Annotated in this window: 24 protein-coding genes and 1 pseudogene; 13 read left to right on the top strand and 12 right to left on the bottom strand. The window is 62.0% G+C overall.

Translation table 11 applies throughout. From position 1 onward, the window contains the following. The first annotated feature begins 14 nt into the window (after positions 1-14). On the top strand, positions 15-1,697 hold the full coding sequence (phaC, locus tag WIN67_RS02155) for a class II poly(R)-hydroxyalkanoic acid synthase (protein WP_306382559.1): 1,683 nt from the start codon (positions 15-17) through the stop codon (positions 1,695-1,697). 65 nt (positions 1,698-1,762) lie between these two features. Further along, a complete protein-coding gene (locus WIN67_RS02150; protein WP_102862789.1) occupies positions 1,763-2,383 on the top strand; it encodes a TetR/AcrR family transcriptional regulator in 621 nt (206 codons plus the stop codon). Positions 2,384-2,450: 67 nt separating this feature from the next. Here the strand turns inward: WIN67_RS02150 and WIN67_RS02145 are convergent, their stop codons facing one another. The 3 genes from WIN67_RS02145 to WIN67_RS02135 all read right to left on the bottom strand — a co-directional run bounded on the left by WIN67_RS02145 (position 2,451) and on the right by WIN67_RS02135 (position 4,188). Continuing rightward, the gene (locus WIN67_RS02145; protein ID WP_306398972.1) at positions 2,451-3,281 is read right to left on the bottom strand and encodes a phasin family protein; all 831 of its coding nucleotides are present in this window, start codon (positions 3,279-3,281) and stop codon (positions 2,451-2,453) included. A gap of 10 nt (positions 3,282-3,291) precedes the next feature. Further along, positions 3,292-3,714 carry a phasin family protein gene (locus WIN67_RS02140; RefSeq protein ID WP_102862787.1) on the bottom strand — a complete coding sequence of 141 codons (423 nt, stop codon included), beginning with the start codon at positions 3,712-3,714 and terminating at the stop codon, positions 3,292-3,294. A 198-nt stretch (positions 3,715-3,912) separates the two neighbouring features. After that, entirely contained in the window at positions 3,913-4,188 is a 276-nt protein-coding gene (locus WIN67_RS02135) for a polyhydroxyalkanoic acid system family protein (protein WP_102862786.1), read from the bottom strand. A 155-nt stretch (positions 4,189-4,343) separates the two neighbouring features. Here WIN67_RS02135 and ubiE point away from each other — a divergent pair, with 155 nt between their 5' ends. The 11 genes and pseudogenes from ubiE to WIN67_RS30990 all read left to right on the top strand — a co-directional run bounded on the left by ubiE (position 4,344) and on the right by WIN67_RS30990 (position 12,438). Beyond that, positions 4,344-5,114: a bifunctional demethylmenaquinone methyltransferase/2-methoxy-6-polyprenyl-1,4-benzoquinol methylase UbiE gene (ubiE, locus tag WIN67_RS02130; protein WP_011058802.1), complete on the top strand. Its 771-nt coding sequence runs from the start codon at positions 4,344-4,346 to the stop codon at positions 5,112-5,114. Further along, entirely contained in the window at positions 5,114-5,737 is a 624-nt protein-coding gene (locus WIN67_RS02125) for a ubiquinone biosynthesis accessory factor UbiJ (RefSeq protein ID WP_102882093.1), read from the top strand. The genes ubiE and WIN67_RS02125 overlap by 1 nt, the downstream gene beginning before the upstream one ends. Then, on the top strand, positions 5,734-7,338 hold the full coding sequence (ubiB, locus tag WIN67_RS02120) for a ubiquinone biosynthesis regulatory protein kinase UbiB (RefSeq protein WP_102882094.1): 1,605 nt from the start codon (positions 5,734-5,736) through the stop codon (positions 7,336-7,338). The genes WIN67_RS02125 and ubiB overlap by 4 nt, the downstream gene beginning before the upstream one ends. 80 nt (positions 7,339-7,418) lie before the next feature. Next, the gene (gene hisI / locus WIN67_RS02115) at positions 7,419-7,811 is read left to right on the top strand and encodes a phosphoribosyl-AMP cyclohydrolase (RefSeq protein ID WP_339070577.1); all 393 of its coding nucleotides are present in this window, start codon (positions 7,419-7,421) and stop codon (positions 7,809-7,811) included. 1 nt (position 7,812) lies between these two features. After that, positions 7,813-8,145 carry a phosphoribosyl-ATP diphosphatase gene (locus WIN67_RS02110; RefSeq protein WP_011058798.1) on the top strand — a complete coding sequence of 111 codons (333 nt, stop codon included), beginning with the start codon at positions 7,813-7,815 and terminating at the stop codon, positions 8,143-8,145. A gap of 25 nt (positions 8,146-8,170) precedes the next feature. Further along, complete coding sequence (locus WIN67_RS02105; protein ID WP_102862782.1) at positions 8,171-8,452, top strand: twin-arginine translocase TatA/TatE family subunit; 282 nt, start codon at positions 8,171-8,173, stop codon at positions 8,450-8,452. Positions 8,453-8,462: 10 nt separating this feature from the next. Then, the gene (tatB, locus tag WIN67_RS02100) at positions 8,463-8,903 is read left to right on the top strand and encodes a Sec-independent protein translocase protein TatB (RefSeq protein ID WP_273923726.1); all 441 of its coding nucleotides are present in this window, start codon (positions 8,463-8,465) and stop codon (positions 8,901-8,903) included. Beyond that, the gene (gene tatC, locus WIN67_RS02095) at positions 8,900-9,694 is read left to right on the top strand and encodes a twin-arginine translocase subunit TatC (protein WP_102882096.1); all 795 of its coding nucleotides are present in this window, start codon (positions 8,900-8,902) and stop codon (positions 9,692-9,694) included. Before tatB ends, tatC begins: the two co-directional genes overlap by 4 nt. Further along, positions 9,691-10,398: a 16S rRNA (uracil(1498)-N(3))-methyltransferase gene (locus tag WIN67_RS02090; protein WP_102862779.1), complete on the top strand. Its 708-nt coding sequence runs from the start codon at positions 9,691-9,693 to the stop codon at positions 10,396-10,398. Before tatC ends, WIN67_RS02090 begins: the two co-directional genes overlap by 4 nt. Before the next feature lie 123 nt (positions 10,399-10,521). Next, positions 10,522-11,580 (top strand): annotated as a pseudogene (locus WIN67_RS30995) (methyl-accepting chemotaxis protein); the annotation flags it as partial. Then, positions 11,566-12,438, top strand: a complete 873-nt coding sequence (locus WIN67_RS30990) for a methyl-accepting chemotaxis protein (protein WP_371826193.1) — start codon at positions 11,566-11,568, stop codon at positions 12,436-12,438. The pseudogene WIN67_RS30995 and the gene WIN67_RS30990, both read left to right, overlap by 15 nt. Positions 12,439-12,500: 62 nt before the next feature. On the opposite strand, the gene WIN67_RS02080 is transcribed toward WIN67_RS30990, so the two are convergent. The 9 genes from WIN67_RS02080 to hutI all read right to left on the bottom strand — a co-directional run bounded on the left by WIN67_RS02080 (position 12,501) and on the right by hutI (position 23,650). Further along, positions 12,501-13,235 carry an amino acid ABC transporter ATP-binding protein gene (locus WIN67_RS02080; RefSeq protein ID WP_102862777.1) on the bottom strand — a complete coding sequence of 245 codons (735 nt, stop codon included), beginning with the start codon at positions 13,233-13,235 and terminating at the stop codon, positions 12,501-12,503. Then, positions 13,228-14,187: an amino acid ABC transporter permease gene (locus tag WIN67_RS02075; protein WP_102862776.1), complete on the bottom strand. Its 960-nt coding sequence runs from the start codon at positions 14,185-14,187 to the stop codon at positions 13,228-13,230. Before WIN67_RS02075 ends, WIN67_RS02080 begins: the two co-directional genes overlap by 8 nt. Positions 14,188-14,333: 146 nt before the next feature. Continuing rightward, entirely contained in the window at positions 14,334-15,131 is a 798-nt protein-coding gene (locus WIN67_RS02070; RefSeq protein ID WP_102862775.1) for a transporter substrate-binding domain-containing protein, read from the bottom strand. Between the two features lie 225 nt (positions 15,132-15,356). After that, positions 15,357-17,927 (bottom strand): glucans biosynthesis glucosyltransferase MdoH, encoded by a 2,571-nt coding sequence (gene mdoH / locus WIN67_RS02065; RefSeq protein ID WP_110651039.1) that lies wholly within the window; start codon positions 17,925-17,927, stop codon positions 15,357-15,359. Continuing rightward, complete coding sequence (locus WIN67_RS02060) at positions 17,920-19,734, bottom strand: glucan biosynthesis protein G (RefSeq protein WP_102882204.1); 1,815 nt, start codon at positions 19,732-19,734, stop codon at positions 17,920-17,922. Before WIN67_RS02060 ends, mdoH begins: the two co-directional genes overlap by 8 nt. Positions 19,735-20,010: 276 nt before the next feature. After that, a complete protein-coding gene (dtd, locus tag WIN67_RS02055; RefSeq protein ID WP_102862773.1) occupies positions 20,011-20,448 on the bottom strand; it encodes a D-aminoacyl-tRNA deacylase in 438 nt (145 codons plus the stop codon). Then, a complete protein-coding gene (gene pip, locus WIN67_RS02050) occupies positions 20,445-21,416 on the bottom strand; it encodes a prolyl aminopeptidase (RefSeq protein WP_102862772.1) in 972 nt (323 codons plus the stop codon). The genes dtd and pip overlap by 4 nt, the downstream gene beginning before the upstream one ends. Positions 21,417-21,633: 217 nt before the next feature. Beyond that, the gene (gene hutG, locus WIN67_RS02045; RefSeq protein WP_102882101.1) at positions 21,634-22,434 is read right to left on the bottom strand and encodes an N-formylglutamate deformylase; all 801 of its coding nucleotides are present in this window, start codon (positions 22,432-22,434) and stop codon (positions 21,634-21,636) included. A 10-nt stretch (positions 22,435-22,444) separates the two neighbouring features. Beyond that, complete coding sequence (gene hutI, locus WIN67_RS02040) at positions 22,445-23,650, bottom strand: imidazolonepropionase (protein ID WP_339070575.1); 1,206 nt, start codon at positions 23,648-23,650, stop codon at positions 22,445-22,447. Between the last annotated feature and the right edge of the window lie 10 nt (positions 23,651-23,660).

Here is a 23,660-nt window from a genome sequence, read left to right as displayed (position 1 = left end):
AGGAGTGTTGACTCATGCAAGACAAACCTGCGCAGGGCTCGCTGCCCTCCCCCGCAGCCTATATCAACGCACAGAATGCGATCACCGGTCTGCGCGGCCGGGATCTGCTTTCCACGTTGCGCAGCCTCGCGGCCCACAGTCTACGTAATCCGTTGCACAGCGCCCGTCATACCTTAGCGCTGGGCGGCCAGCTGGGACGCGTGCTGCTGGGGGAAACCCTGCACAAACCCAACCCCAAGGACAACCGTTTCGCCGACCCGGCCTGGACCCTCAACCCTTTTTACAAACGGGGTCTGCAGGCTTACCTGAGCTGGCAGAAGCAAGTCCGGAACTGGATCGACGAGAGCACAATGAGCGAGGACGACCGGGCCCGGGCACACTTTGCCTTTTCCCTGCTCAATGACGCCGTGGCGCCCTCCAACACCCTGCTCAACCCGCTGGCCCTCAAGGAGATTTTCAACACCGGTGGCAACAGCGTGGTGCGCGGCATCAGCAACCTGGTGGATGACCTGCTGCACAACAACGGATTGCCCAGCCAGGTGACCAAACACGCCTTCGAAGTCGGCCGGAACCTGGCCGTAACCCCGGGTTCGGTGGTGTTTCGCAATGAATTGCTGGAACTGATCCAGTACAGCCCCATGAGCGAAAAACAGTACGCCAAGCCAGTGCTGATCGTGCCGCCACAGATCAACAAGTACTACATTTTCGACCTCAGCCCGGCCAACAGCTTCGTTCAGTACGCGCTGAAGAACGGCCTGCAGGTGTTCATGATCAGCTGGCGTAACCCGGACGTGCGCCATCGCGAATGGGGCCTGTCGAGCTATGTGGAAGCGGCCGAAGAGGCACTGAATGTCGCTCGCGCCATTACCGGCAGTCGGGAAGTCAATCTGGTGGGCGCCTGCGCCGGCGGCCTGACCATCGCCGCCCTGCAAGGCCACCTGCAGGCCAAGCGGCAACTGCGCCGGGTCGCCAGCGCCACCTACCTGGTGAGTCTGCTGGACAGCCAGCTGGACAGCCCGGCCACCTTGTTTGCCGATGAGAAAACCCTGGAGGCAGCCAAGCGTCGCTCCTACCAGCAAGGGGTGCTGGACGGCCGCGACATGGCCAAGGTGTTTGCCTGGATGCGCCCCAACGACCTGATCTGGAACTACTGGGTCAACAACTACCTGCTGGGCAAGGAGCCGCCGGTCTTCGACATCCTGTACTGGAACAACGACAGCACCCGCTTGCCCGCCGCCTTGCACGGCGATCTGCTGGACTTCTTCAAGCACAACCCGCTGAGCCACGAGGGTGGACTGGAAGTCTGCGGCACACCGATCGACTTGCAGAAGGTCACGGTGGACAGCTTCAGCGTGGCCGGGATCAACGACCACATCACGCCCTGGGACGCGGTGTACCGCTCGACCCTGCTGCTGGGAGGCGAGAAACGTTTTGTACTGTCCAACAGCGGGCACGTGCAGAGCATCCTCAACCCACCAAGCAACCCCAAGGCCAACTACGTGGAGAACCACAAGCTCAGCAGCGACCCCCGAGCCTGGTACTACGACGCCAAACACGTCGACGGTAGTTGGTGGAGCCAATGGTTGACCTGGGTTCAGGAACACTCCGGAGCGCAGCGGGAAACCCTGACCACCCTGGGCAACCAGAACTACCCACCGATGGAGGCTGCTCCAGGCACCTACGTGCGCGTGCGCTGAAGACACTTTGCACCACGACTCCGCCGCTGGAGTCGTACCCCTCAATGGACCGACAAGAAGTCAGGATGAAGACCCGCGACCGGATACTCGAATGTGCCCTGCAACTGTTCAACCAGAAGGGCGAGCCCAATGTCTCCACCATGGAGGTGGCCAATGAAATGGGGATCAGCCCCGGCAACCTCTACTACCACTTCCATGGCAAGGAACCTCTGGTGCTCGGCCTGTTCGAGCGTTTCCAGAACGAGCTGACACCGCTGCTGGACCCTCCGTCCGATGCCCAACTGGCGCCGGAAGACTATTGGTTGTTCCTACACTTGATTGTCGAGCGCCTGGCCCACTACCGCTTTCTGTTCCAGGACCTCTCCAACCTTGCGGGACGCCTGCCGAAACTGGCCAAAGGCATTCGCAATCTGCTCAACGCCCTCAAGCGCACCCTGGCTTCCCTGCTGGCTCGGCTCAAGGCCCTAGGCCAACTGGTCAGCGGCACCCAAGCCCTGGGCCAGCTGGTGGAACAGATCACCATGACCTTGCTGTTCTCACTGGATTACCAACGGATTCTCGATCGCGAAGGCGAAGTACGCCTGGTGGTCTACCAGATCATGATGCTGGTGGCGCCGCACCTGCTGCCACCGGCAAAACTGGCCACGGAACAGATGGCCCTGCGTTACCTGGATGAACAGGGGTAGCCGATGGCTCCCCAATAAAAAACGCCCGACCTTCGCAGGCCGGGCGTTTTTTGTGTGCCTGATGTAATCAGGACTGGCTGCTTGGCGTCACTGGAGTTGGCGCTGCAGTCGGAGTTACAGCCGGGGCAGGTGCTGCGGCGGAATTCGCCGAGTTGGCCGAGGCCACTGGTGCCGCAGTTGCAGGCTTGGCTGCTGCAGCGGGCTTGGCTGCTACAGGCTTCTTGGCTACAGGCTTTTTCGCCACGGCCGGCTTCGCAGCGGGTTTGGCGGCGGCTTTCACCGCTGGCTTGGCAGCGGGTTTGGCCGCTGGCTTGGCGGCAACGGGCTTGGCGGCGGGTTTGGTTGCCGGTTTGGCGGCCGCTGTTTTCGCTGCTGGCTTGGCGGCAGGTTTTGCGGCGGCCTTGACTGCCGGTTTGGCGGCAGGCTTGGCCAGTGGTTTGGCAGCAGGTTTGGCGGCAGCGGTTTTGGCCGCAACCGGCGCGACCTTGGCACCTGTGAGTTTCTCGATCTGCTTGGTCAGGGTATCGACCTTGTCGTGCAGCGCCTTGACCTCATTGCGGCTCGGTACGCCCAGACGCGAGATGGCACTGTTCAAACGCTTGTCGAAAGCGCCTTCCAGTTCATCCCACTTGCCCAGGGCGCGGTCCTTGACGTCGCTGATGCGCGACTTGGCGGAACTTGCGGAGTCTTTGGCAGCATCCACTTTCTTGCCAACTACGCTCTTGGTCAGTTTCTCGGCTTTCTCACCGTCCTTGACCAGTGTCTCGAAAAGCTTGCTGCCGTCAGAGTCGATTTTCGAGTACACGCCTAAACCAGCAAGCCAAATTTTACGGGAGTACTCTTCGACTTTCCCGATCCACGAGCTGCCTTCTTTTTCAGTATTCTTTTTACCAGCCATCCCGTTCTCCTTAATGTTTACGCGCGACACGTTCGAGCAACGCCGTCAGCTCATCGAGCTTAGCAGAGAGTGTCTCAACGTCATGTTTAGACGGAATGCCGATACGATTCAAGGCACTGGCGACGCGCGTGTCAAAAGCCTTCTCGACTTTATCCAGTTGCACTTCGACTTTGCCTTTAAGAGTGCTGACATCCCCTTTAACGCTATCAATCTGACTGTTGGCAGCTTCAAGTTGTTCAGTGACAACTTTTTTGCCTTTCTTTTCAACGGATTGACCAGCCTTGATCAACTCCTGGAAGTAGTCGCTGCCTTCCTGGCCAACTTTGGCGTAGGCACCCAGGCCTGCCAGCCAGATCTTGCGGGCATAGGATTTGACTTCGCTCAGAGCAGTTGATTGAACATCAACTTTTTTCTTCAGAATTACTTTGGCCATGGTGCACCTCACGCGCAGAAGGTTTGAGGAACTGCCCTCGGAAAGAGGACCTGAGGCACAACCTAAAGAGAAAAATTAGAATCGGCACCCTAACGAATGTCATCAAATCATGTAGGAGCCTGCTGGCCGGCGAGGCGCTTTGCCTGGCACCGTTGCAGTGCCTGCGATGCGCCGACAAGCCGGCTCCTGCGGGTGGACTCAGGTCAGGGCCTTGTCCAGGGCCTTTTCGATTTCCGACTTGATGGTGCCGCTCATGGCGGACATCAACAGCCCCAGTTCCACATCGATACGGATCGATTCTTCGCCCACATGCACCGCGCCTTTGACGCCTGAGCGCTTGAGATTCAGGGTATCCCCTGCCCATTGCGGCTCCAGGCCATACTGATCGGCGAGTTTCTGCGCCAGTTTGTCAGCCTTTTCACGGGCCACCTGCTTACCCAGGCCATGGGCACGTTCAACACTAATACGGGCCATTGAAGGACTCCTGCTGTTTCGGGACTTGCCTGAAGCATCTTGACCCTGAGTGCGTCAAAACGTCCCGGCGGATCGCTATCTTACATTCAGCCTTGCCAAGACAAAGACCGCCACCGGCATTAGAATGTCGCGCATTCTCTTTTGGTGACAGCGATATGACTGATCAGCGCAAAGGCAGCGATGCCGAACCCACCACGCACTTCGGCTTCAAGAACGTTCCTGAAAGCCAGAAGGCGGAAAAAGTCGCAGAAGTGTTCCACTCGGTAGCGGCCAAGTACGACCTGATGAATGACGTACTGTCCGGCGGCATGCACCGTTTGTGGAAACGCTTCACCATCGAGCTGTCGGGCGTACGCGCCGGCAATCGCGTACTGGACATCGCGGGCGGCACTGGCGACCTGACCAAGCGCTTCTCCCACCTGGTAGGCCCTACTGGCCAAGTGGTATTGGCCGACATCAACGAGTCCATGCTCAAGGTCGGTCGCGACCGCCTGCTGGACCTGGGTGTGGCCGGCAACGTCGAATTCGTCCAGGCCGATGCGGAAAAACTGCCCTTCCCGGACAACCATTTCGACTGCGTGACCATCGCCTTCGGCCTGCGCAACGTCACCCATAAAGAAGACGCCCTGCGCTCCATGCTGCGAGTGCTCAAGCCCGGCGGCCGGCTGTTGGTGCTGGAGTTCTCCAAGCCGACCAACGCGCTGATGTCCAAGGTCTACGACGCCTATTCGTTCGCCTTCATGCCCCTGGCCGGCAAGCTGATCACCAACGACTCGGAGAGCTATCGCTACCTGGCCGAATCGATCCGCATGCACCCCAACCAGGAAACCCTGAAGTCGATGATGGTCGAGGCCGGTTTCGACCGCGTGACCTATCACAACATGACCGCAGGCATCGTCGCCCTGCACCGCGGCATCAAGCCCTGATGTTGCTCAGCGGCCTGCTCGCCAGCGTCGAGACCGGCATCAATCGGGTGTTGCGTCTGGACAGTACGGCCCTGCCGCGCCTGCAGCACCTCAATGGCAAGGTGATCGCAGTGGATTGCCGCAACCCGGCATTGCAGCTGTTCATCCTGCCCAGCGACGAAGGCCTGATGCTGGCCTCCCAGTGGGCTGCGGACCCTGACTGCACCCTCCGCGCACCGGCTTCAAGCCTGATGCGCCTGGCACTGAGCAAGGACAAGACCGCGATCCTGCACAGCCCCGAAGTAGAGCTGGAAGGCGACAGCGGCGTGCTGCTGGACCTGGCGGCCATCCTCCAGGACCTGGAGCTGGACTGGGAATACGAACTGTCCCGGTGGCTGGGCCCCGTGGCCACCCAACTGTTCAGTGGCCATGTGCGCAGCCGCGCCCGCTGGTATCAGCAAGGATTTGCCAGCCTGAATCAGAACCTCGCCGAATTCCTCGCCGAAGAATCGCGCACCCTGGTGGGTCAGCGCGAAGCCGAAGCGCGCTTTCGTGAGCTGGATCAGGCCAAACTCGACCTGGAACGTCTTGAGGCGCGCTTCGAGCGCCTTTCCCGCTCCCTTGACCCAAGCGATAACGCATGAAGCTGCTTGCCGTCCGCCGTCTGTTGCGCATCCAGCGCGTCGTGATCCGTTACCGCCTCGATGACCTGCTGTTTGCCCTGCCCCTGCCCTGGTTTCTCCTGGCCCTGCGCTTCGCCCTGCCCTGGCGCTGGTTCCCGCGCAAGCCGCTGGAACTGAGCCGCGGTGCCCGGCTGCGCCTGGCGCTGCAGGACCTGGGGCCGATCTTCATCAAGTTCGGGCAGATCCTCTCCACCCGCCGCGACCTGCTGCCGGAAGACATCGCCGACGAACTGATGCTGCTGCAGGACCGGGTGCCTCCGTTCGATTCGCAGAAATCCGTGGCCCTGATCGAAGAGCAACTGGGCAAGAAGATCAGCGACGTGTTCAGCCGCTTCGATATCGAGCCGCTGGCCTCGGCCTCGGTGGCCCAGGTCCACGCCGCCAAGCTCAAGACCGGTGAAGAAGTGGTGGTCAAGGTGATCCGCCCCGGGCTCAAGCCAATCATCGCCCAAGACCTGGCGTGGCTATTCATTCTCGCCCGCGCCGCGGAAAAGCTTTCGGCCGACGCGCGCCTGCTGCACCCGGTGGACGTGGTCAGCGACTACGAGAAAACCATCTACGACGAGCTCGACCTGCTGCGCGAGGCGGCCAATGCCAGCCAGCTCAAGCGCAACTTCGAAGGCTCGCCGCTGCTGTATGTGCCCCAGGTCTACTGGGACTGGTGCCGGCCGAAAGTGCTGGTGATGGAGCGCATCTACGGCATTCAGGTGACCGATCTGGCAACCCTGGCCGACCAGCGCACCGACATGAAGATGCTCGCCGAGCGCGGTGTGGAGATCTTCTTCACCCAGGTGTTCCGCGACAGTTTCTTCCACGCCGACATGCACCCGGGCAACATCTTCGTCAGCACCGTGCAGCCCTGGAGCCCGCAGTACATCGCCATCGACTGCGGCATCGTCGGCAGCCTGACCCCGGAAGACCAGGACTACCTGGCGCGCAACCTGTTCGCCTTCTTCAAGCGCGACTACCGCCGCGTGGCCCAGTTGCACATTGATTCCGGCTGGGTTCCGGCGGAAACCAAGCTCAACGAATTCGAGGCGGCGATTCGCACCGTGTGCGAGCCGATCTTCGAAAAGCCGTTGAAGGACATTTCCTTTGGCCAGGTACTGATGCGCCTGTTCCAGACCGCCCGGCGCTTCAACATGGAAGTGCAGCCGCAGCTCGTGCTGCTGCAGAAAACCCTGCTCAACATTGAAGGCCTGGGCCGCCAGCTGTACCCGGACCTGGACCTGTGGAACACCGCGCAACCTTTCCTCGAACGCTGGATGCGCGAACGGGTCAGCCCGAAAGCCGTGTTCGGCAATATCCACAACCAGATCGAACAGCTCCCCCACCTGGCCAACATGACCCGCGACCTGCTGGAGCGCATGTCGCAGCCCCACGCCGCCAACCCTCCGGCGCCCTGGCACAAGCGCAAGGACGACTGGTTCCTGCGCCTGCTGGGCACCGCCCATCTGGGTGGCGGCGCCGTTCTGGCCGCCGGCGGTCCGCTGCAGGAACTGGGCCACTGGCCTGCCGGCATCATGATTGCGGTGGGTTTGTATCTGATCGTTCGCCGATAGCCAGTGGCGCGACCTGCTGGCAAACTGTCGAAATCGCCGAGGCGTCACCAGCGGGTTGAGCCCGGTTGTCGGAGTCGAAAATGAAAGATTGGCTGGACCAGATCAAGTGGGATGCGGACGGCCTGGTGCCGGCCATCGCCCAGGATCACAAGACCGGGCGCGTGCTGATGATGGCCTGGATGAACCGCGAGGCCCTGAGCCTGACCGCTGCCGAGAACCACGCCATCTATTGGTCACGTTCCCGTGGCAAGCTATGGCGCAAGGGCGAAGAGTCCGGGCACGTGCAGAAGCTGCATGAAATGCGCCTGGACTGCGACGCTGACGTGATCATCCTGATGGTCGAGCAGATCGGCGACATTGCCTGTCACACCGGCCGCCACAGCTGTTTCTACCGCGTCTACGAAGACGGCGAGTGGAAAACCGTCGAACCGGTCCTCAAGGACCCGCACGCGATTTATTCTGCAGGACACTGACATGAGCGATACCCTCACCCGTCTGGCCCAAGTGCTGGAAGAGCGTAAAGACGCCGCAGCCGACAGCTCCTATGTGGCCAGCCTGTATCACAAGGGGCTGAACAAGATTCTGGAAAAAGTCGGTGAAGAATCGGTGGAAACCATCATCGCCGCCAAGGACGCCGCCATCAGCGGTGACTGCAGCGATGTGATCTATGAAACCGCAGACCTGTGGTTCCATACCCTGGTCATGCTGGCACAGTTGGGTCAGCACCCCCAGGCCGTGCTCGATGAACTGGATCGCCGCTTCGGTCTGTCTGGACACGCCGAGAAAGCCTCGCGCCCGTCCGCCTGAACAACTTTCTAAGAGGAAACGCAGCATGGGCATTTTTGACTGGAAACACTGGGTCGTCATCCTGGTGGTCGTGGTACTGGTATTTGGCACCAAGAAGCTCAAGAACCTGGGCACCGACGTCGGCGAATCGATCAAGGGCTTTCGCAAGGCCATGAACGACGACGAAAAGCCCGCCGAGCCCGTAGTACCGCCAGCGGCACAGCCCGTGCCACCGGTTCAGCCACAACAAAGCGCTCCGCTGAACCAGCCGCACACCATCGATGTGCAGGCACAAAAAGTCGAAGAGCCGACCCGCAAAGACTCGTGAGCACTGACTAATGTTTGGTATCAGCTTCTCTGAACTGCTGCTGGTGGGCCTGGTGGCCCTGCTGGTGCTCGGCCCCGAGCGCCTGCCTGGCGCGGCGCGTACCGCCGGCCTGTGGGTCGGGCGCCTGAAGCGCAGCTTCAACGCGATAAAACAGGAAGTTGAACGTGAAATCGGGGCCGACGAAATCCGCCGGCAACTGCACAACGAGCACATTCTGTCCCTGGAGCAGGAAGCGCGGAAGATCCTCGCCCCGACCCAGCAGCAACCGACTCCGGTCGAACCGATTGCCGAGCAGACGATTCACTCGCCAAGCTCCACGCCGGTAGCTGAAACGGCCCCTGTGACCGAGGCGCCGCTGCCAACGACTCCGATTGCCGAGCCTGTGGCCCCGGTGGCGACACCCGCCACCACAGCCCCCCACGACCCCACTTTGCCGCCGCGAGCCCCATGAGCGATATCCCAGAGAACGACCAACACATGCCGCTGGTGTCGCACCTCACCGAGCTGCGTACCCGCCTGCTGCGCTGCGTAGCGGCGATCTTCATCATCTTCGCCGGGTTGTTCGCCTTCACCCAGCAGATCTACACCATCGTCTCCACGCCACTGCGCCAGTACCTGCCGGTGGGTGCGACGATGATCGCCACCGACGTCGCCTCGCCGTTTCTCACCCCGCTGAAACTGACCATGATGGTCTCGCTGTTCCTGGCGATCCCGGTGATCCTGCATCAGATCTGGGGCTTTATCGCCCCCGGGCTGTACAAGCATGAGAAGCGCATCGCCGTACCGCTGTTGGTGTCGAGCATCCTGCTGTTCTACATCGGCATGGCCTTCGCCTACTTCCTGGTGTTTCCGCTGATCTTCAAGTTCTTCGCTGCCGCCACTCCGGCCGGCGTGGAGATGATGACCGACATCACCAGCTACCTCGATTTCGTCATGACCCTGTTCTTCGCCTTCGGCGTGGCTTTCGAAATCCCGGTGGCGGTGGTGCTGCTGGTGTGGATCGGCGTGGTCAACGTGGCCTACCTGAGGAAGATCCGGCCTTACGTGATCATTGGCTGCTTTGTGGTGGGCATGATTCTCACCCCGCCGGATATCTTCTCCCAGACCCTGCTGGCCGTGCCCATGTGGCTGCTGTTCGAAATCGGCGTGCTGTTTGGCGGGCTGATCAGCAAACGCGGCGACCACCCGGACGATGCCCCGGCTGACGATCACAACGACCAGCCGCCAGCGACCCAAGCGTGAACCTGCTGCTTCTGGAAGAGGCCGACTTCATCGCGGCCGACCTGGTGGTGCTGCGCGACCGGCGCCTGACCCATATGCAGGAAGTGCATCGGGTAGCGGTAGGCGACAGCCTGCGGGTCGGGCGTATCGGCGGGCTGATGGGTTCAGCCCGGGTGCTGCGCCTGGAAGCCACCGAAGCCGAGCTGCAAATCACCCTGGACCAGCCCCCCCCGGCCAAGCTGCCGCTGACCATGGTGCTGGCCCTGCCACGCCCGAAGATGCTTCGTCGAGTGCTGCAGACCGTCGCCGCCATGGGCGTGCCACGGCTGGTGCTGGTCAACAGCTACCGGGTGGAAAAGAGCTTCTGGCAAACCCCGTTCCTGGAACCCGGTGCCATTCGTGAACAGCTGATTCTCGGCCTGGAGCAGGCTCGCGACAGCGTGCTACCTGAAGTGGTCATCGAAAAACGCTTCAAGCCTTTCGTCGAGGATCGCCTGCCGGCCCTCAGCGCAGGCACCCTGGGCCTGGTGGGTCACCCCGGCCAGTACCCGCCCTGCCCCCGCGGCCTGGATGAACCGGTCACCCTGGCCATCGGCCCCGAAGGTGGCTGGATCCCCTACGAGATCGATCTGTTGGCCAAGGCCGGCCTGCAACCGGTGCAACTGGGTGAACGCATCCTGCGGGTCGAAACCGCCGTCACAGCCCTCCTCTCACGCCTGTTTTGAGCAAAGGCTCCGTGCCAGCCGGAGCTTTCACCCGCAATATCAACTAGCCATCTACCTACAGAATCCACCGCTCCCGCCGATAGCCTATGGTTAAGCCCATCTTGCTAAAAGGGAGTTCGCAGCATGTACCGTTGGCTAGCCAGGAACCTGGGAAATGTAAGCGTCAGCCGCAAACTCGGTATCGGCTTCGGCCTGGTACTGCTTCTGACCCTGTTGATCACCGCCACTGGCTGGACTGGCCTGGGCCGAGTGATCGACCGTGGCGACAAACTGGGCAACATCTCCACACTCTATGGCATGACCAAAGACCTGCGCATCGCCCGTCTCAACTACGAGATGCACCATGGCGACCAAGGCCCGGCCGCCGTCAACGACATACTCAAACAACTCGACGAAGGTCTGCGGGCCGCCCGTGAGCAACTGCAGCAACCCGAAAGCATTGCCATGCTGGATCAGCAACTGAGCGCCGTGGCCGAGTACCAGAAAGCCTTTGCCGACATGACCCGCGCCACTACCAGCCGCGAGGCCGCCCGGGCCCAGCTCGGCGCCAGTGCCGACAATGCCGTGGCCCGTGTGACCGAGGTCGAGAAGTCGCTGCTGCAAGGCGACAGCGTGGCTCAGTTCAACAGCGTCATCGACCTCTCCAAACTGATCCAGCAGGCACGCTTCCAGGTGCGTGGCTACACCTATAGCGCCAAGCCGGCAGCCAAACAGCCGGCTCTGGATGCCATCGATAACGCGCTGAACAACCTCACCAGCCTGCCGACCCGCCTGCCGGAGCAGCACATTGCCAACCTGCAGCAGGCCAGTGACTCGCTTAAAGCCTACCGAGCGGCCGTCAGCAACTTCAGCGACGCCGAAGAGGCCAGTGCCGCGGCCCTCCTGCGCATGGCTGCCCAGGGCGACCGGCTGATGACACTGAGCAACCAACTGACCAGCGTACAGACCGCCAAGCGTGACAGCGATGCCAACCAGGCCAAGAGCACCCTGCTGATTGCCACGGTACTGGCGTTGGTGTTTGGCCTGATTGCCTCGTGGGCCATCACTCGACAGATCATCCAGCCGCTGCAACAGACCCTCAAGGCCGCCGAACGTGTGGCGGCCGGCGATCTCAGCCAGAACCTGGCAGTGGATCGCCACGATGAACTTGGCCAACTGCAGAAAGCCATGCAACGCATGACCCTCGGCTTGCGGGAACTGATCGGAGGCATCAGCGACGGCGTGACCCAGATCGCCAGCGCCGCCGAACAGTTATCGGCCGTCACCGAGCAGACCAGCGCCGGGGTCAACAGCCAGAAGGTGGAAACCGATCAGGTGGCCACGGCCATGAACGAAATGGCCGCCACGGTGCAGGAAGTCGCGCGCAATGCCGAAGAGGCCTCAGAGGCCGCTGTAGCCGCCGATCAGCAGGCCCGCGAGGGTGATCGCGTGGTGAACGAGGCCATCGCCCAGATCGAGCGCCTGGCCAGCGAGGTAGGCCACTCCACCGAAGCCATGGGCCACCTCAAGCAGGAAAGTGACAAGATCGGCAGCGTACTGGATGTCATCAAGTCGGTGGCCCAGCAGACCAACCTGCTGGCCCTCAACGCCGCCATCGAAGCGGCCCGGGCCGGTGAAGCCGGACGTGGTTTCGCCGTGGTTGCCGACGAAGTACGCAGTCTTGCCCAGCGCACCCAGCAATCCACCGAAGAGATTGCCGAGCTGATCGTCGGCCTGCAAAGCGGCACCCAGCAAGTGGCCAGCACCCTGGACACCAGCCGCAGTCTCACCGACAGCAGCGTTGAACTGACCCGCCGGGCCGGGGGGTCGCTGGAGAACATCACCCGCACCGTGTCGGCCATCCAGGCGATGAACCAGCAGATCGCCGCGGCAGCCGAGCAGCAGAGCGCGGTAGCGGAAGAGATCAACCGCAGCGTGTTGAATGTGCGTGATGTGTCTGAACAGACTTCATCGGCCAGCGAAGAAACCGCGGCCTCCAGCGCCGAGCTGGCGCGGTTGGGGATTCACCTGCAAAGCCTGGTGGGGCGTTTCAGGGTCTGAACCGCTTCGCCGGCAAGCCGGCTCCTACAGGGGATGTAGGAACCGGTTTGCCGGCGAAAGCCTCACAACACCTGACGCAGGAAAGCCTGGGCCCGAGGGTCTTTCGGCGCAGCGAAGAACACCTCCGGCGCCGCATCTTCCAGCAGCTTGCCGTGATCGAAAAACAGCACCCGATCCGCCACTTCCCGGGCAAAACCCATCTCGTGAGTGACGCAAACCATGGTCATGCCTTCCAGGGCCAGGGTCTTCATCACATCCAGCACCTCGCCGACCATTTCCGGGTCCAGGGCCGAGGTCGGCTCATCGAACAGCATGACCTTGGGCTCCATCGCCAGGGCCCGGGCAATCGCCACCCGCTGCTGCTGGCCGCCGGAAAGCCGCGAAGGAAACTCGTGGGCCTTCTGTGCGATACCGACTTTCTCCAGCAACGCCAGGGCCTTGGCCTCGCGCTCCTGCTTGCCCCGCTTGCGCACCACCTTCTGCGCCAGGCAGAGGTTTTCCAGCACGGTCATGTGGGGGAACAGGTTGAAATGCTGGAACACCATGCCGACTTCCCGGCGATAGGCGTTCACATCGGTCTTGGGATCGGCCAGTTGCAGGCCGTCGATGCTCACCGAACCCGAGTCGAACTCTTCCAGGCCATTGAGGCAACGCAGGAAGGTCGACTTGCCGGAACCCGACGGACCGATCACCACCAGCACTTCGCCCTTGGCCACCTGGGTGGTGACGTTATCCACCGCACGCACCACCTGGCCGCGGGTGTCGAAGACTTTTACCAGATCGCGGACTTCAATCACTTTGCGCGAGCCTCCGCTCAAGCCGACTGGCCATCTTCGACAGCGGCAGGTTGATCAACAAATACAGGCCCGCCACACAGAACAGGATCTCGAACGGCGAGAACGAGGTGGTAATGACTTCCCGGCCGCTCTTGAGCAGCTCGGTAATGGCAATCACCGACACCAGCGAAGTGTCCTTGACCAGACTGATGAACTGCCCGGCCAGGGGCGGCAGCACTCGCTTGAACGCCTGAGGCAGTACCACGTGACGCATCGACTGGCCGGCGCTGAGCCCCAGGGAGCGGGCCGCTTCGTTCTGCCCGCGGGTGATGGACTGCACCCCGGCACGGACGATTTCCGCCACATAAGCCCCGGTAAACAGCGACAGCGCAGCGATCCCGGCGAACTCTCGGGACAGGTTGAGCACCGTGCCGATGAAGAAATAGAAAATGAAGATCTGCACCAGCAGCGGCGTACCCCGCACCAGCTCGACATAAATCGTCGACAGGTCGCGCAGGGTCGGGTTGCTGGACAGCCGGCACAGGCCGGTGCCAAGGCCGATGAGCAGGCCCAATACGCCAGACACCACCGACAGCCACAAGGTGGTCCACAAGCCCCACAACAGGGGGCCCGCCGCCCAATGCCGGGTCACGCCAATCACGTCGCCTTCGGCCACGTCATCGCCGCTAGCCACCTGCAGGCTGCCTTCATCGACACTCAGATGCTGCTCGGCACCCGAGTCACCGCGCAGGGTGACTTGAGCCTTGCCGCCCTGGCGCACAACCTCAGCGACGGTGGAGATCTCCGCCGCCCGCTGGGATTCTTCGGCCTGGTAAACGAAGTATTGGGGGACACGGTTCCAGCGCCATTCGTAGGACATCAGCGAGGTGGCGTAGTAGAGGGCGCCGGCCAGGCCGATCAGCACCAGCACGGTCAATACGTGCCAGGGCCATTGGGCTTTTTTCTGTTTCATTGCTGTGCAGGTTCCGGAGTGGGTATTGCGAAATCAGACGCTTTCGCCGGCCAGCCGGCGCCTACACATGCCCCCGTAGGAGCCGGCTGGCCGGCGAAGGAGAACGGTGCGCGGTCACTGAAACGACCCGCACCGCCCAAGCAGCGTTACTCCATGTCCTTGAGCCACTCGGTGCTCTTGAACCACTTGTCATGGATGCGATCGTAGGTGCCGTCTTCGCGGATCTGGTGCAGGAAGTTGTTGATGAAGTTGATGCTGTCGTAGTCACCCTTCTTCAGGCCAAAGGCCAGAGGCTCGTAGGTGAACGGCTTGTCGAGGAACGTCAGCTTGCCGTTGCCCACCTTGTTCACCGCCACCACGTTGTACGGGGCGTCGTAGATAAAGGCGTCGGCCTTGCCGTTGACCACATCCAGCACCGCTTCCTGCTCGTTGTCGTAGCCGTGGTACTTGGCCTTGGCGATCAGCTTCTTGGCGACCATCTCCCCAGTGGTGCCCAGCTTGGAGGTGATGCGGTAGTCGGCGCTGTTCAGGTCCTTGTAGGACTTGATGGTGCCTTCCAGGTCCTTGCGGATCAGCAGGGTCTGGCCGACCACGATGAAGGGTTCGCTGAAGTTCAGGCGCAGGTTGCGTTCCTGGGTCAGGGTCATGCCGCTGCCGATCATGTCGAACTTGTCGGTGAGCAGGGCCGGGATAATGCCGTCGTAGCCAGTGGAAACCAACTCCAGCTTGACTCCCATGGACTTGGCCATGGCCTTGAGCAGGTCGACTTCGAAGCCGATGATTTCGCCACGCTTGTTGGTCATCTCGAACGGCATGTAGGTCGGGTCCATGCCGACCTTCAGCGTACCGCGCTTGACCGCGTCATCGATGGCGCCAGCCTGGGCGGTAGTGACCGCCAGCATGGCGGCGGCGCCTGCCAGCAGCAGCGAAAGATACTTCTTCATCTCAAGTCCCCTGAAGCCATTTTATTGTGGTGTCTGCACGCGGCGGGCCTGGAATGAAAATCTTCGGATATCAAGCCATTGTCGATCACGCACAGAAATTTGCGGGAGCGATGCTAACGCACTCGGCCGTTTGCACAAGGATTTTTGTTGTTACAAAGGGGGGATACGGGGCTATTGGCCACGCCAAGCAAAACGCCCTTGAGTGGAGGCTCAAGGGCGTTGGCTTCAGGCCGGTTGCGGCGCCGCCATCAGCGGCTGCAACGGCAGCAGCGGCGCATGGGGATCAGCATCCACCGACTGGCGCCAGGCATCCAGCCAATCGCTGTGGCCCTCGCTCCAGACTTGCTGGTGCAAGCGTCCCAGAGCCACCGGATCGCTCAACAGCGCCAGGCGCTCGCTGTTGTTCAAGGCCGCCGGGCCGACTTTCAGGGCATGGCGCACCCGCTCCTGGCGCAGCCACTCGATCGGCTCGGCCTGGGTGTGGCGGGAGGTGGCCAGGGCACAGGCCAGAGCGTTCTGCTGCGGGTCGACAACGGCGCGGATAAAGCCGTCGTTGAGCGCATGCCAGCGGTTCTCGTGGGTGTACTGGTCAGTGGCCAGCAGCGCCTGGGGCGGAGCGTATTCCTCGGGAATCAGGAACAGGCTCTCGTCACGGGACTTCAGGCCCAGACCGACACGACTGGAGATCACCGACACCGGGATCGACAGCATCAGCGAACCGACAATCGGCACCAGCCACCAGAGGAAGCTGGGGTTCAGCCAGATCACCAGCAAGGCCCAGCAGAAGCCCAGCAGGGTCTGCGGACCGTGGCGGCGCACGGCTTCGCTCCATGGCGTGGAGTCGTCGTCACGTTGTGGCGAGTTCCAGGTCGCGGCCCAACCGAGGAACGCGGCCAGGACGAAACGGGTGTGGAAAATCATCCGCACCGGCGCCAGCAGCATGGAGAACAGCATCTCCAGAAGCATCGACAGGGTCACCTTGAACTTGCCGCCGAACTCTTTCGCACCCTTGGCCCAGATCAGGATGATGCTCAACAGCTTGGGCAAGAACAGCAGCACGATAGTCGTGGAGAACAGCGCGATGGCTTTGTCCGGATGCCACTGCGGCCACAGCGGATACAGCTGCCGCGGTTCAAGGAAGTACTGCGGCTCCATCAGGGTATTGACCGCCAGCAGAGCCGTGGACAGCACCAGGAAGAAGAACCACAACGGCGCCGACAGGTAGGACATCACCCCGGTGAGGAACACCGCGCGGTGCACCGGGTGCATGCCCTTGACCAGGAACAGGCGGAAGTTCATCAGGTTGCCGTGGCACCAGCGACGGTCACGCTTGAGTTCGTCCAGCAGGTTCGGCGGCAGCTCTTCGTAACTGCCAGGCAGATCGTAGGCAATCCACACGCCCCAGCCGGCGCGGCGCATCAGCGCGGCTTCGACGAAGTCGTGGGACAGGATCGCACCGGCGAAGGCACCTTTACCGGGCAATGGCGCCAGGGCGCAGTGCTCGATGAACGGCTTCATGCGGATGATCGCGTTGTGGCCCCAGTAGTGCGACTCGCCCAACTGCCAGAAGTGCAGGCCGGCGGTGAACAGCGGACCATAGACCCGGGTGGCGAACTGCTGCATGCGCGCATACAGCGTGTCCATGCCCGAGGCCCGTGGCGCGGTCTGGATGATCCCCGCATCCGGCGTGGCTTCCATCAGGCGCACCAGGCTGGTCAGGCATTCGCCGCTCATCACGCTGTCGGCGTCGAGCACCACCATGTACTTGTAGTCGCCGCCCCAGCGACGGCAGAAGTCGTCGAGGTTGCCGCTCTTGCGCTTCACGCGACGACGGCGGCGGCGATAGAAGATCTTGCCGAAGCCCTTGGCTTCCCGGCAGACATCCAGCCAGGCCTGCTGCTCGGCGACGCAGATATCACTGTCGTTGCTGTCGCTCAAGACGAAGAAGTCGAAGCGATCCAGATCGCCAGTAGCCGCCACCGACTCGAAGGTGGCGCGCAGGCCGGCAAACACCCGCGGCACGTCTTCGTTGCAGATCGGCATCACCAGTGCGGTACGCGCGTCCTTGGGAATCGGCTCGTTGCCGGCGCTGGCCCCGGAAATGCGGTACTTGTCGTGACCGGTCAACAGCTCCAGGAAGCCCATCAACGCAGTCCAGAAACCCGCCGACACCCAGCAGAACAGGATGCCGAAGAGGATCAGGATGCTGGTCTGCAGAGCATAGGGCAGCACTTGCTGCGCGGTCTGCATCAGCGGCTGGTGCATCACCTCTTCCAGGTCGACGAAGGACCAGCCCTGATACGGCATGATGCCTTTCATGTACCAGCCGGCGACGATGGTCTGGCCGAGCATCAGCACCAGCAGGATGTAGCGGCGGATCGAACCCACGGTGCGCCAGCGGGCAGCCGGCAGCACACGCTCATCCTTCTTCGGCGCCGGCGGGTTGGTGCGCCCGGTCAGGCGCCGCCAGGCTCGCACCAGGATATTGGTGCGCCACGGCTCCGGTACCACCTTGGTGCGGCGGATCGGCGGCGTGGCCTTGAGGCAGACCCGACCTTCGGCGTCGACCGCAAGCATCTCCGCTTCTTCGAGTTCCGCGGCGGTGCTCAGGGACAGACGCTGGCCCACCGATACCTGGGCGGCATCGGTTGGAGCGTCGAAGGTCGTTGACGACAGACGTTGGTGCAGTTCGCTGAAGGACTGGCAGCCCGCGAGCTCCGCGCGCTGCGCATCCGACATCGGCAAGTGCGCCAGGTACTCGGCAAGAGTCTCTGGCTGTAGTTGAGAGTTACTCATCGGCAGGCAACTGATAGCTCCAGGTCTCGGTCAGGACTTGTTCAGTTTTAACCGGTTCCGGTGTGGCTGGGGCCGCCTCGGCAGCAGGCTGCTTGGCGTCTTTGTGGTCCTTGGCGTTCTTGGCGTCTTTGGCCGGCTTGGCGTCAGCCTGCTTGGCCGCTGCCGCAGCGGCTTCCTTCTCCTTCTTCTCCTGTTGCTTGGCGGCGATCTTGTCGGCCTTGGCAACGGAGGAGTTGGAGTTTGGCGTCGAGGCCTTGGCCGGCTCGGCTACCGGGATGTTGCGCACCAGCGCGGCCCGCATCTCGGTGGCCTTGCTCGCATCCTTGATCTTCATCCGCAGAGTCAGGCGCCAGCCTTTGGTTTCCGGGTTGTAGCGAACGCTGTTTTCCACAAGTTCGGCGTTGTCGCCAACACTGACCTGGCTGCGCACTTCGGCGTTTTCCGGCAATGCCGCCAGGGATGGGCCCTGGAAGTCCACCAGGTAGGCAACGCTGCCATCGGGTTGACGAATCAGGTTGGATTGCTTGACGTCACCGGTGGAGCGCAGGGTCTGCTGCACCCAGGCGCTGTCAGGCGAATGCAGGGCGGCTTCGTCGATGGTCCAGTGCATACGGTAGGCGAAGTCCAGCGGCTGGCCCGGTTCAGGCTGCTTTTCCGGGCTCCAGAAGGCCACGATGTTGTCGTTGGTTTCGTCCGCAGTCGGGATCTCTACCAGGTCGACGGTGCCTTTGCCCCAGTCGCCCTTGGGCTCGATCCAGGCGCTTGGGCGCTTGTCGTAGCGGTCGTCGAGGTCTTCATAGTGGCTGAAGTCGCGACCACGCTGCAGCAGGCCGAAACCACGCGGGTTCTCTACCGAGAAGTTGCTCACGGCCAAGTGTTTCGGGTTGTTCAGAGGACGCCAGATCCACTCGCCGTTGCCGGCATGGATCGACAGGCCACTGGAATCGTGCAGCTCGCGGCGGTAGTTGAGGACTTTCGACGGCTGGTTGGCGCCGAACAGGTACATGCTGGTCAGCGGGGCCAGGCCCAGCTTGCCCACCTTGTCACGCAGGAACACCCGAGCCTTGACGTCGACGACGGTGTCGGCGCCCGGACGCAGGGTCAGGCGGTAGGCACCAGTGGCCCGTGGCGAGTCCAGCAGGGCGTAGATCACCAGGTGCTTGTCGGTTGGCTTGGGCTGTTGGATCCAGAACTCGCTGAAACGCGGAAACTCTTCGCCGGACGGCAGGGCGGTGTCGATCGCCAGACCACGAGCGGACAGGCCATAAGTGTGGCCTTTGCCAATGACGCGGAAGTAGCTCGCGCCCAGCATGGTCATGATTTCGTCTTGCTTGTCAGCCTTGTTGATCGGGTACAGCACACGGAAACCGGCATAGCCGAGCTTTTCGGTGGCCTTGGGATCAAACTTGACGTCGCCGAAATCGAAGCGACTCGGGTCGTACTTGATCTCGGAAACAGTGTTGGCGCTGATCTCGTTGATCTTCACCGGCGTGTCGAAGTGCATGCCCTGGTGATAGAACGACAGCTTGAACGGGGTCTTCTGATTGGCCCATTCGGCTTTTTCGCTGAGGAAGCGGATTTTCTGGTAGTCCGCGAACTTCATCTCACGGAACTCGTTCGGCAGGTTACTGCGCGGGGCCTCATACTTCTGCCCGGCCAAGTCTTTGGCCTTGGCCGACACATCATCCAGGTTGAATGCCATGAGTTGACCGGCGCCGAACAGGCAGACCAGCGCAGAGCCCGTCACCAGTGCGTTTCGTAACCGTTTGGCAAACAAGTTTGGTGCATTACAGGGACTAACAATCACGAGCAACCCTCGCCGAAAACAGATCAAAGAACCAACGGCCAGCTATCTATATGCCAGGTTGGCGAGCATTGTTCCGACTCCGATGGGGCTAAATGATTCCCCAAACGGCCGTGGACAAGTCTCTACTAAAGTCAAAATGGACCAACGAACGCTGATCCCCGTAGCGCGCGATTATCTAGTAGCCCGCGTTACAACGCATCAGGGGTAACAAAGTATTTATCGTGAAAAACAGCAGTTTCCGGCTCAAATCGGCGGAAAAAGCTGTTTCAGGCGTTTTCAGGTCTGTAACAGGAAGGTTACCGGGCCATCGTTGACCAGATGCACCTGCATGTCCGCGCCAAAACGCCCTGATGCCACTTTGCCATGCAACTGTTGCGCCTTCGCTATCAGGTAATCAAAAAGCTCTTCGCCAAGGGCCGGTGGTGCAGCCGTGGAAAAGCTTGGGCGCAACCCGCTCTTGGTGTCTGCCGCCAAGGTGAACTGCGACACCAGCAGCAGCCCGCCCTGCACATCCGCCAGGGACAGGTTCATCTTGCCCTCAGCATCGCTGAACACCCGATAGTTAAGCAGCTTGTGCAGGAGTTTGTCGGCGCTGGCCCGAGTGTCCTCGGGCTCTACCGCCACCAGCACCAGCAAACCCTGGTCCACCGCACCGACTATTTCCCCGGCCACTTCCACCCGCGCGCCGCGCACGCGCTGCAACAGGCCCTTCATGCTTCTTCGGGCGGCAGGTCAAGCAGGCGGCGCGCCATCTGATCAGTGGCGCGTACCAGAGCGTCGGTAATGCCCGGTTCCGAGGCGGCGTGACCGGCGTCGCGTATCACCTGCAGCTCGCTGTTGGGCCAGGCCTGATGCAGCTCCCAGGCGTTGTCCAGGGGGCAGATCACGTCGTAGCGACCGTGGATGATGACTCCGGGCAGATGGGCAATCTTGCCCATGTCGCGGATCAACTGGTCCGGTTCGAGGAACGCGTTGTTGATGAAGTAATGGCATTCGATCCGGGCAATCGACAGCGCCCGCTGTGGCTCGGAGAAGCGATCCACCACCAGCGGGTTCGGACGCAGGGTCGCGGTGCGCCCTTCCCAACCCGACCAGGCCTTGGCGGCATGCATCTGGGCGATCTGGTCATTGCCGGTCAGGCGCTTGTGGAAGGCGCTGACCAGGTCATGACGCTCCTCCAGGGGAATCGGTGCCACGTAGTCCTGCCAGTAATCCGGAAACAGGCGGCTGGCGCCACACTGGTAGTACCACTGGATTTCCTGGGGACGGGCCAGGAAGACGCCCCGCACGATCAGGCCCAGCACCCGATCCGGGTGGGCCTGGGCATAGGCCAGGGCCAGGGTCGAACCCCAGGAGCCACCGAACAGCACCCATTTGTCGATGCCCAGGTGCTGGCGAATCCGCTCCAGGTCCGCCACCAGGTCCCAGGTGGTGTTGTTCTCCAGGCTCGCGTGGGGGGTGGAACGCCCGCAACCGCGCTGGTCGAAGGTGACGATGCGGTACAGGTTCGGGTCGAAATAGCAGCGACTCGCCCCATCACAGCCCGCCCCCGGGCCACCGTGAATGAACACCACCGGCAAACCTTCCGGTGAACCACTTTCGTCGACATACAGCACATGGGGCTTGTCGACGGCCAGATCGTGCCGGGCATAGGGTTTGATCTGCGGGTACAAAGTCTGCATTACGCGCTCCGTGGAGGTCGGGTTCATCCCTGCTGGGGACTTCATTTATGCTGCCGTTCGGCATCATAAACCCGAATTACGCAATCAGCATGTCCTTGAAGAAAACAGGGTTGTTCAAGGGATTGCAACGAGTTGCTCAGGGCGCTTGGCGAGCAAGCTCGCCCCTACATAAAGGCGTGCATCCGCGATAGGAGCCAGCTTGCAGGGGCAAGCAATGTCAGCGGTAACGCTCCTGCCCCCAGGCCAGCAGCCCCTGCAGCAATGCCTTGAGCACCACCTGGGTCGGGGCCGCCAGGTCCTCGCGATAGCGGAATGGCTCGAACTCCTCCATATAGGCGCTCTGCGCCAGTTCCAGTTGCACCGCATGAATGTGCTCGGCCGGGTTGCCGTAATGCCGGGTGATATGACCGCCCTTGAAACGACCATTGAGCACATGGGTGTAATCGCCGTGGGCGGCGCAGATGCTCTCCAGGCGGCCGGCCAGTTGCGGATCGCAACTGGCGCCGTTGAAGGTGCCGAGGTTGAAGTCCGGCAGTTTGCCCTCGAACAGATGAGGGATCAGCGAACGAATGGAGTGGGCATCGAACAGCAAGGCATAGCCGAACTCGGCCTTGAGCCGCGCCAGCTCCTCCTGCAGGGTGCGGTGATAGGGCCCCCAGACCTGCTCCAGGTACTGTTGCCGCTCTTCTTTGGACGGCGCCTGCCCTTCAACGAACAACGGCTCGCCATCGAACAGCGTCGCCGGATACAGCCCGGTGGTAGCACCGACGTACAGCGGCTTGTCATCGGACGGCCGGTTCAGGTCGATGACGAAACGCGAGTATTCGGCCGCCAGGGTGCTGGCTCCCAGCTCCTCGGCGAACTGATACAGCCGCGGAATATGCCAGTCGGTGTCCGGCAGGCTTTGCGCCTGTGGAACCAGCCCGGCCATCACTGCCGGGGTCAAGCGCGTACCGGCGTGGGGCATGCTGATCAGCAGGGGCACCCGGCCTTGTTTGAATGTCAGAACCTTATCCACAACCTGTCTCCTAAACAGTCACTTCAACGCCGTGTCGCACGACGCGTTTTTCCAGGTCGCCGCCCAGCCAGTAGGCCAGGTCGGCGGGACGATCGATCTGCCAGGCGACAAAGTCCGCCACCTTACCCACCTCCAGTGAACCATGGGTCTGCTCCATGCCCAGGGCCTGGGCCGCGTGCAGGGTGACCCCGGCCAACGCCTCTTCCGGCGTCAACCGCAAACAGGTGCAGGCCATGTTCAGCATCAGGCGCAGCGACAACGCCGGCGAAGTCCCGGGATTGAGGTCGCTGGCCACGGCAATCTTCACCCCGTGCTTGCGCAGGGCTTCCATCGGCGGCAACTGGGTTTCCCGGAGGAAATAGAAAGCCCCCGGCAACAGCACCGCCACGGTTCCCGAAGCCGCCATGGCCATGGCATCGTCCTCGGTCATGAACTCCAGGTGATCGGCAGACAGCGCCCGGTAGCGCGCTGCCAGGCTCGAGCCATGCAGGGACGACAATTGTTCGGCATGCAGTTTCACCGGTAGGCCGAGCTTCTGCGCAGCAATGAATACCCGCTCCACCTGCTCCGGGGAGAACGCCAGGTACTCACAGAAGGCATCCACCGCATCCACCAGCCCTTCGGCCGCCAGGGCCGGGAGCATCTCGCTGCAGATATGCTCGATGTAGTCGTCGCTGCGCTCGGCATATTCCGGCGGCAGAGCGTGAGCCGCCAGGCAGGTGCTGCGCACACTGACCGGCAACTCCTCGCCAAGACGGCGGATCACCCGCAGCATCTTGCGCTCGCTGGCCAGGTCCAGGCCGTAGCCGGACTTGATTTCGACGCTGGTGACACCGTCCCGCAGCAGGCTCAGCAGACGCTTGCGGGCGCTGACGAACAATTCCTCTTCAGTGGCCGCGCGGGTCGCCCGCACGGTGCTGGCGATACCGCCACCGGCCGCGGCGATCTCGGCATAGCTCACGCCCTGCAGGCGCTGCTCGAACTCGCCACTGCGGTTGCCGCCGAACACCGTATGGGTGTGGCAATCGATCAGGCCCGGAGTCACCCAGGCGCCTGCCAGGTCCTGGACCTGGTGGTCATCGGCGACCGGCGCCTGCTGGCGCCGGCCGATCCACTCGATGTGCGCCCCTGACGTCACGATGGCCGCATCCTCGATGATCGAGTAAGTGCCCTGGGCCATGCTGGCGACGTTGCAGTGTTGCCAAAGAGTTCTCATCCAAGGCCTC

The sequence above is a fragment of the Pseudomonas idahonensis genome (assembly GCF_037903935.1).
Classification (GTDB): domain Bacteria; phylum Pseudomonadota; class Gammaproteobacteria; order Pseudomonadales; family Pseudomonadaceae; genus Aquipseudomonas; species Aquipseudomonas danubii.
Note: the sequence above shows the minus strand (reverse complement) of the source record. Positions and strands in the feature narration are given on the sequence as shown.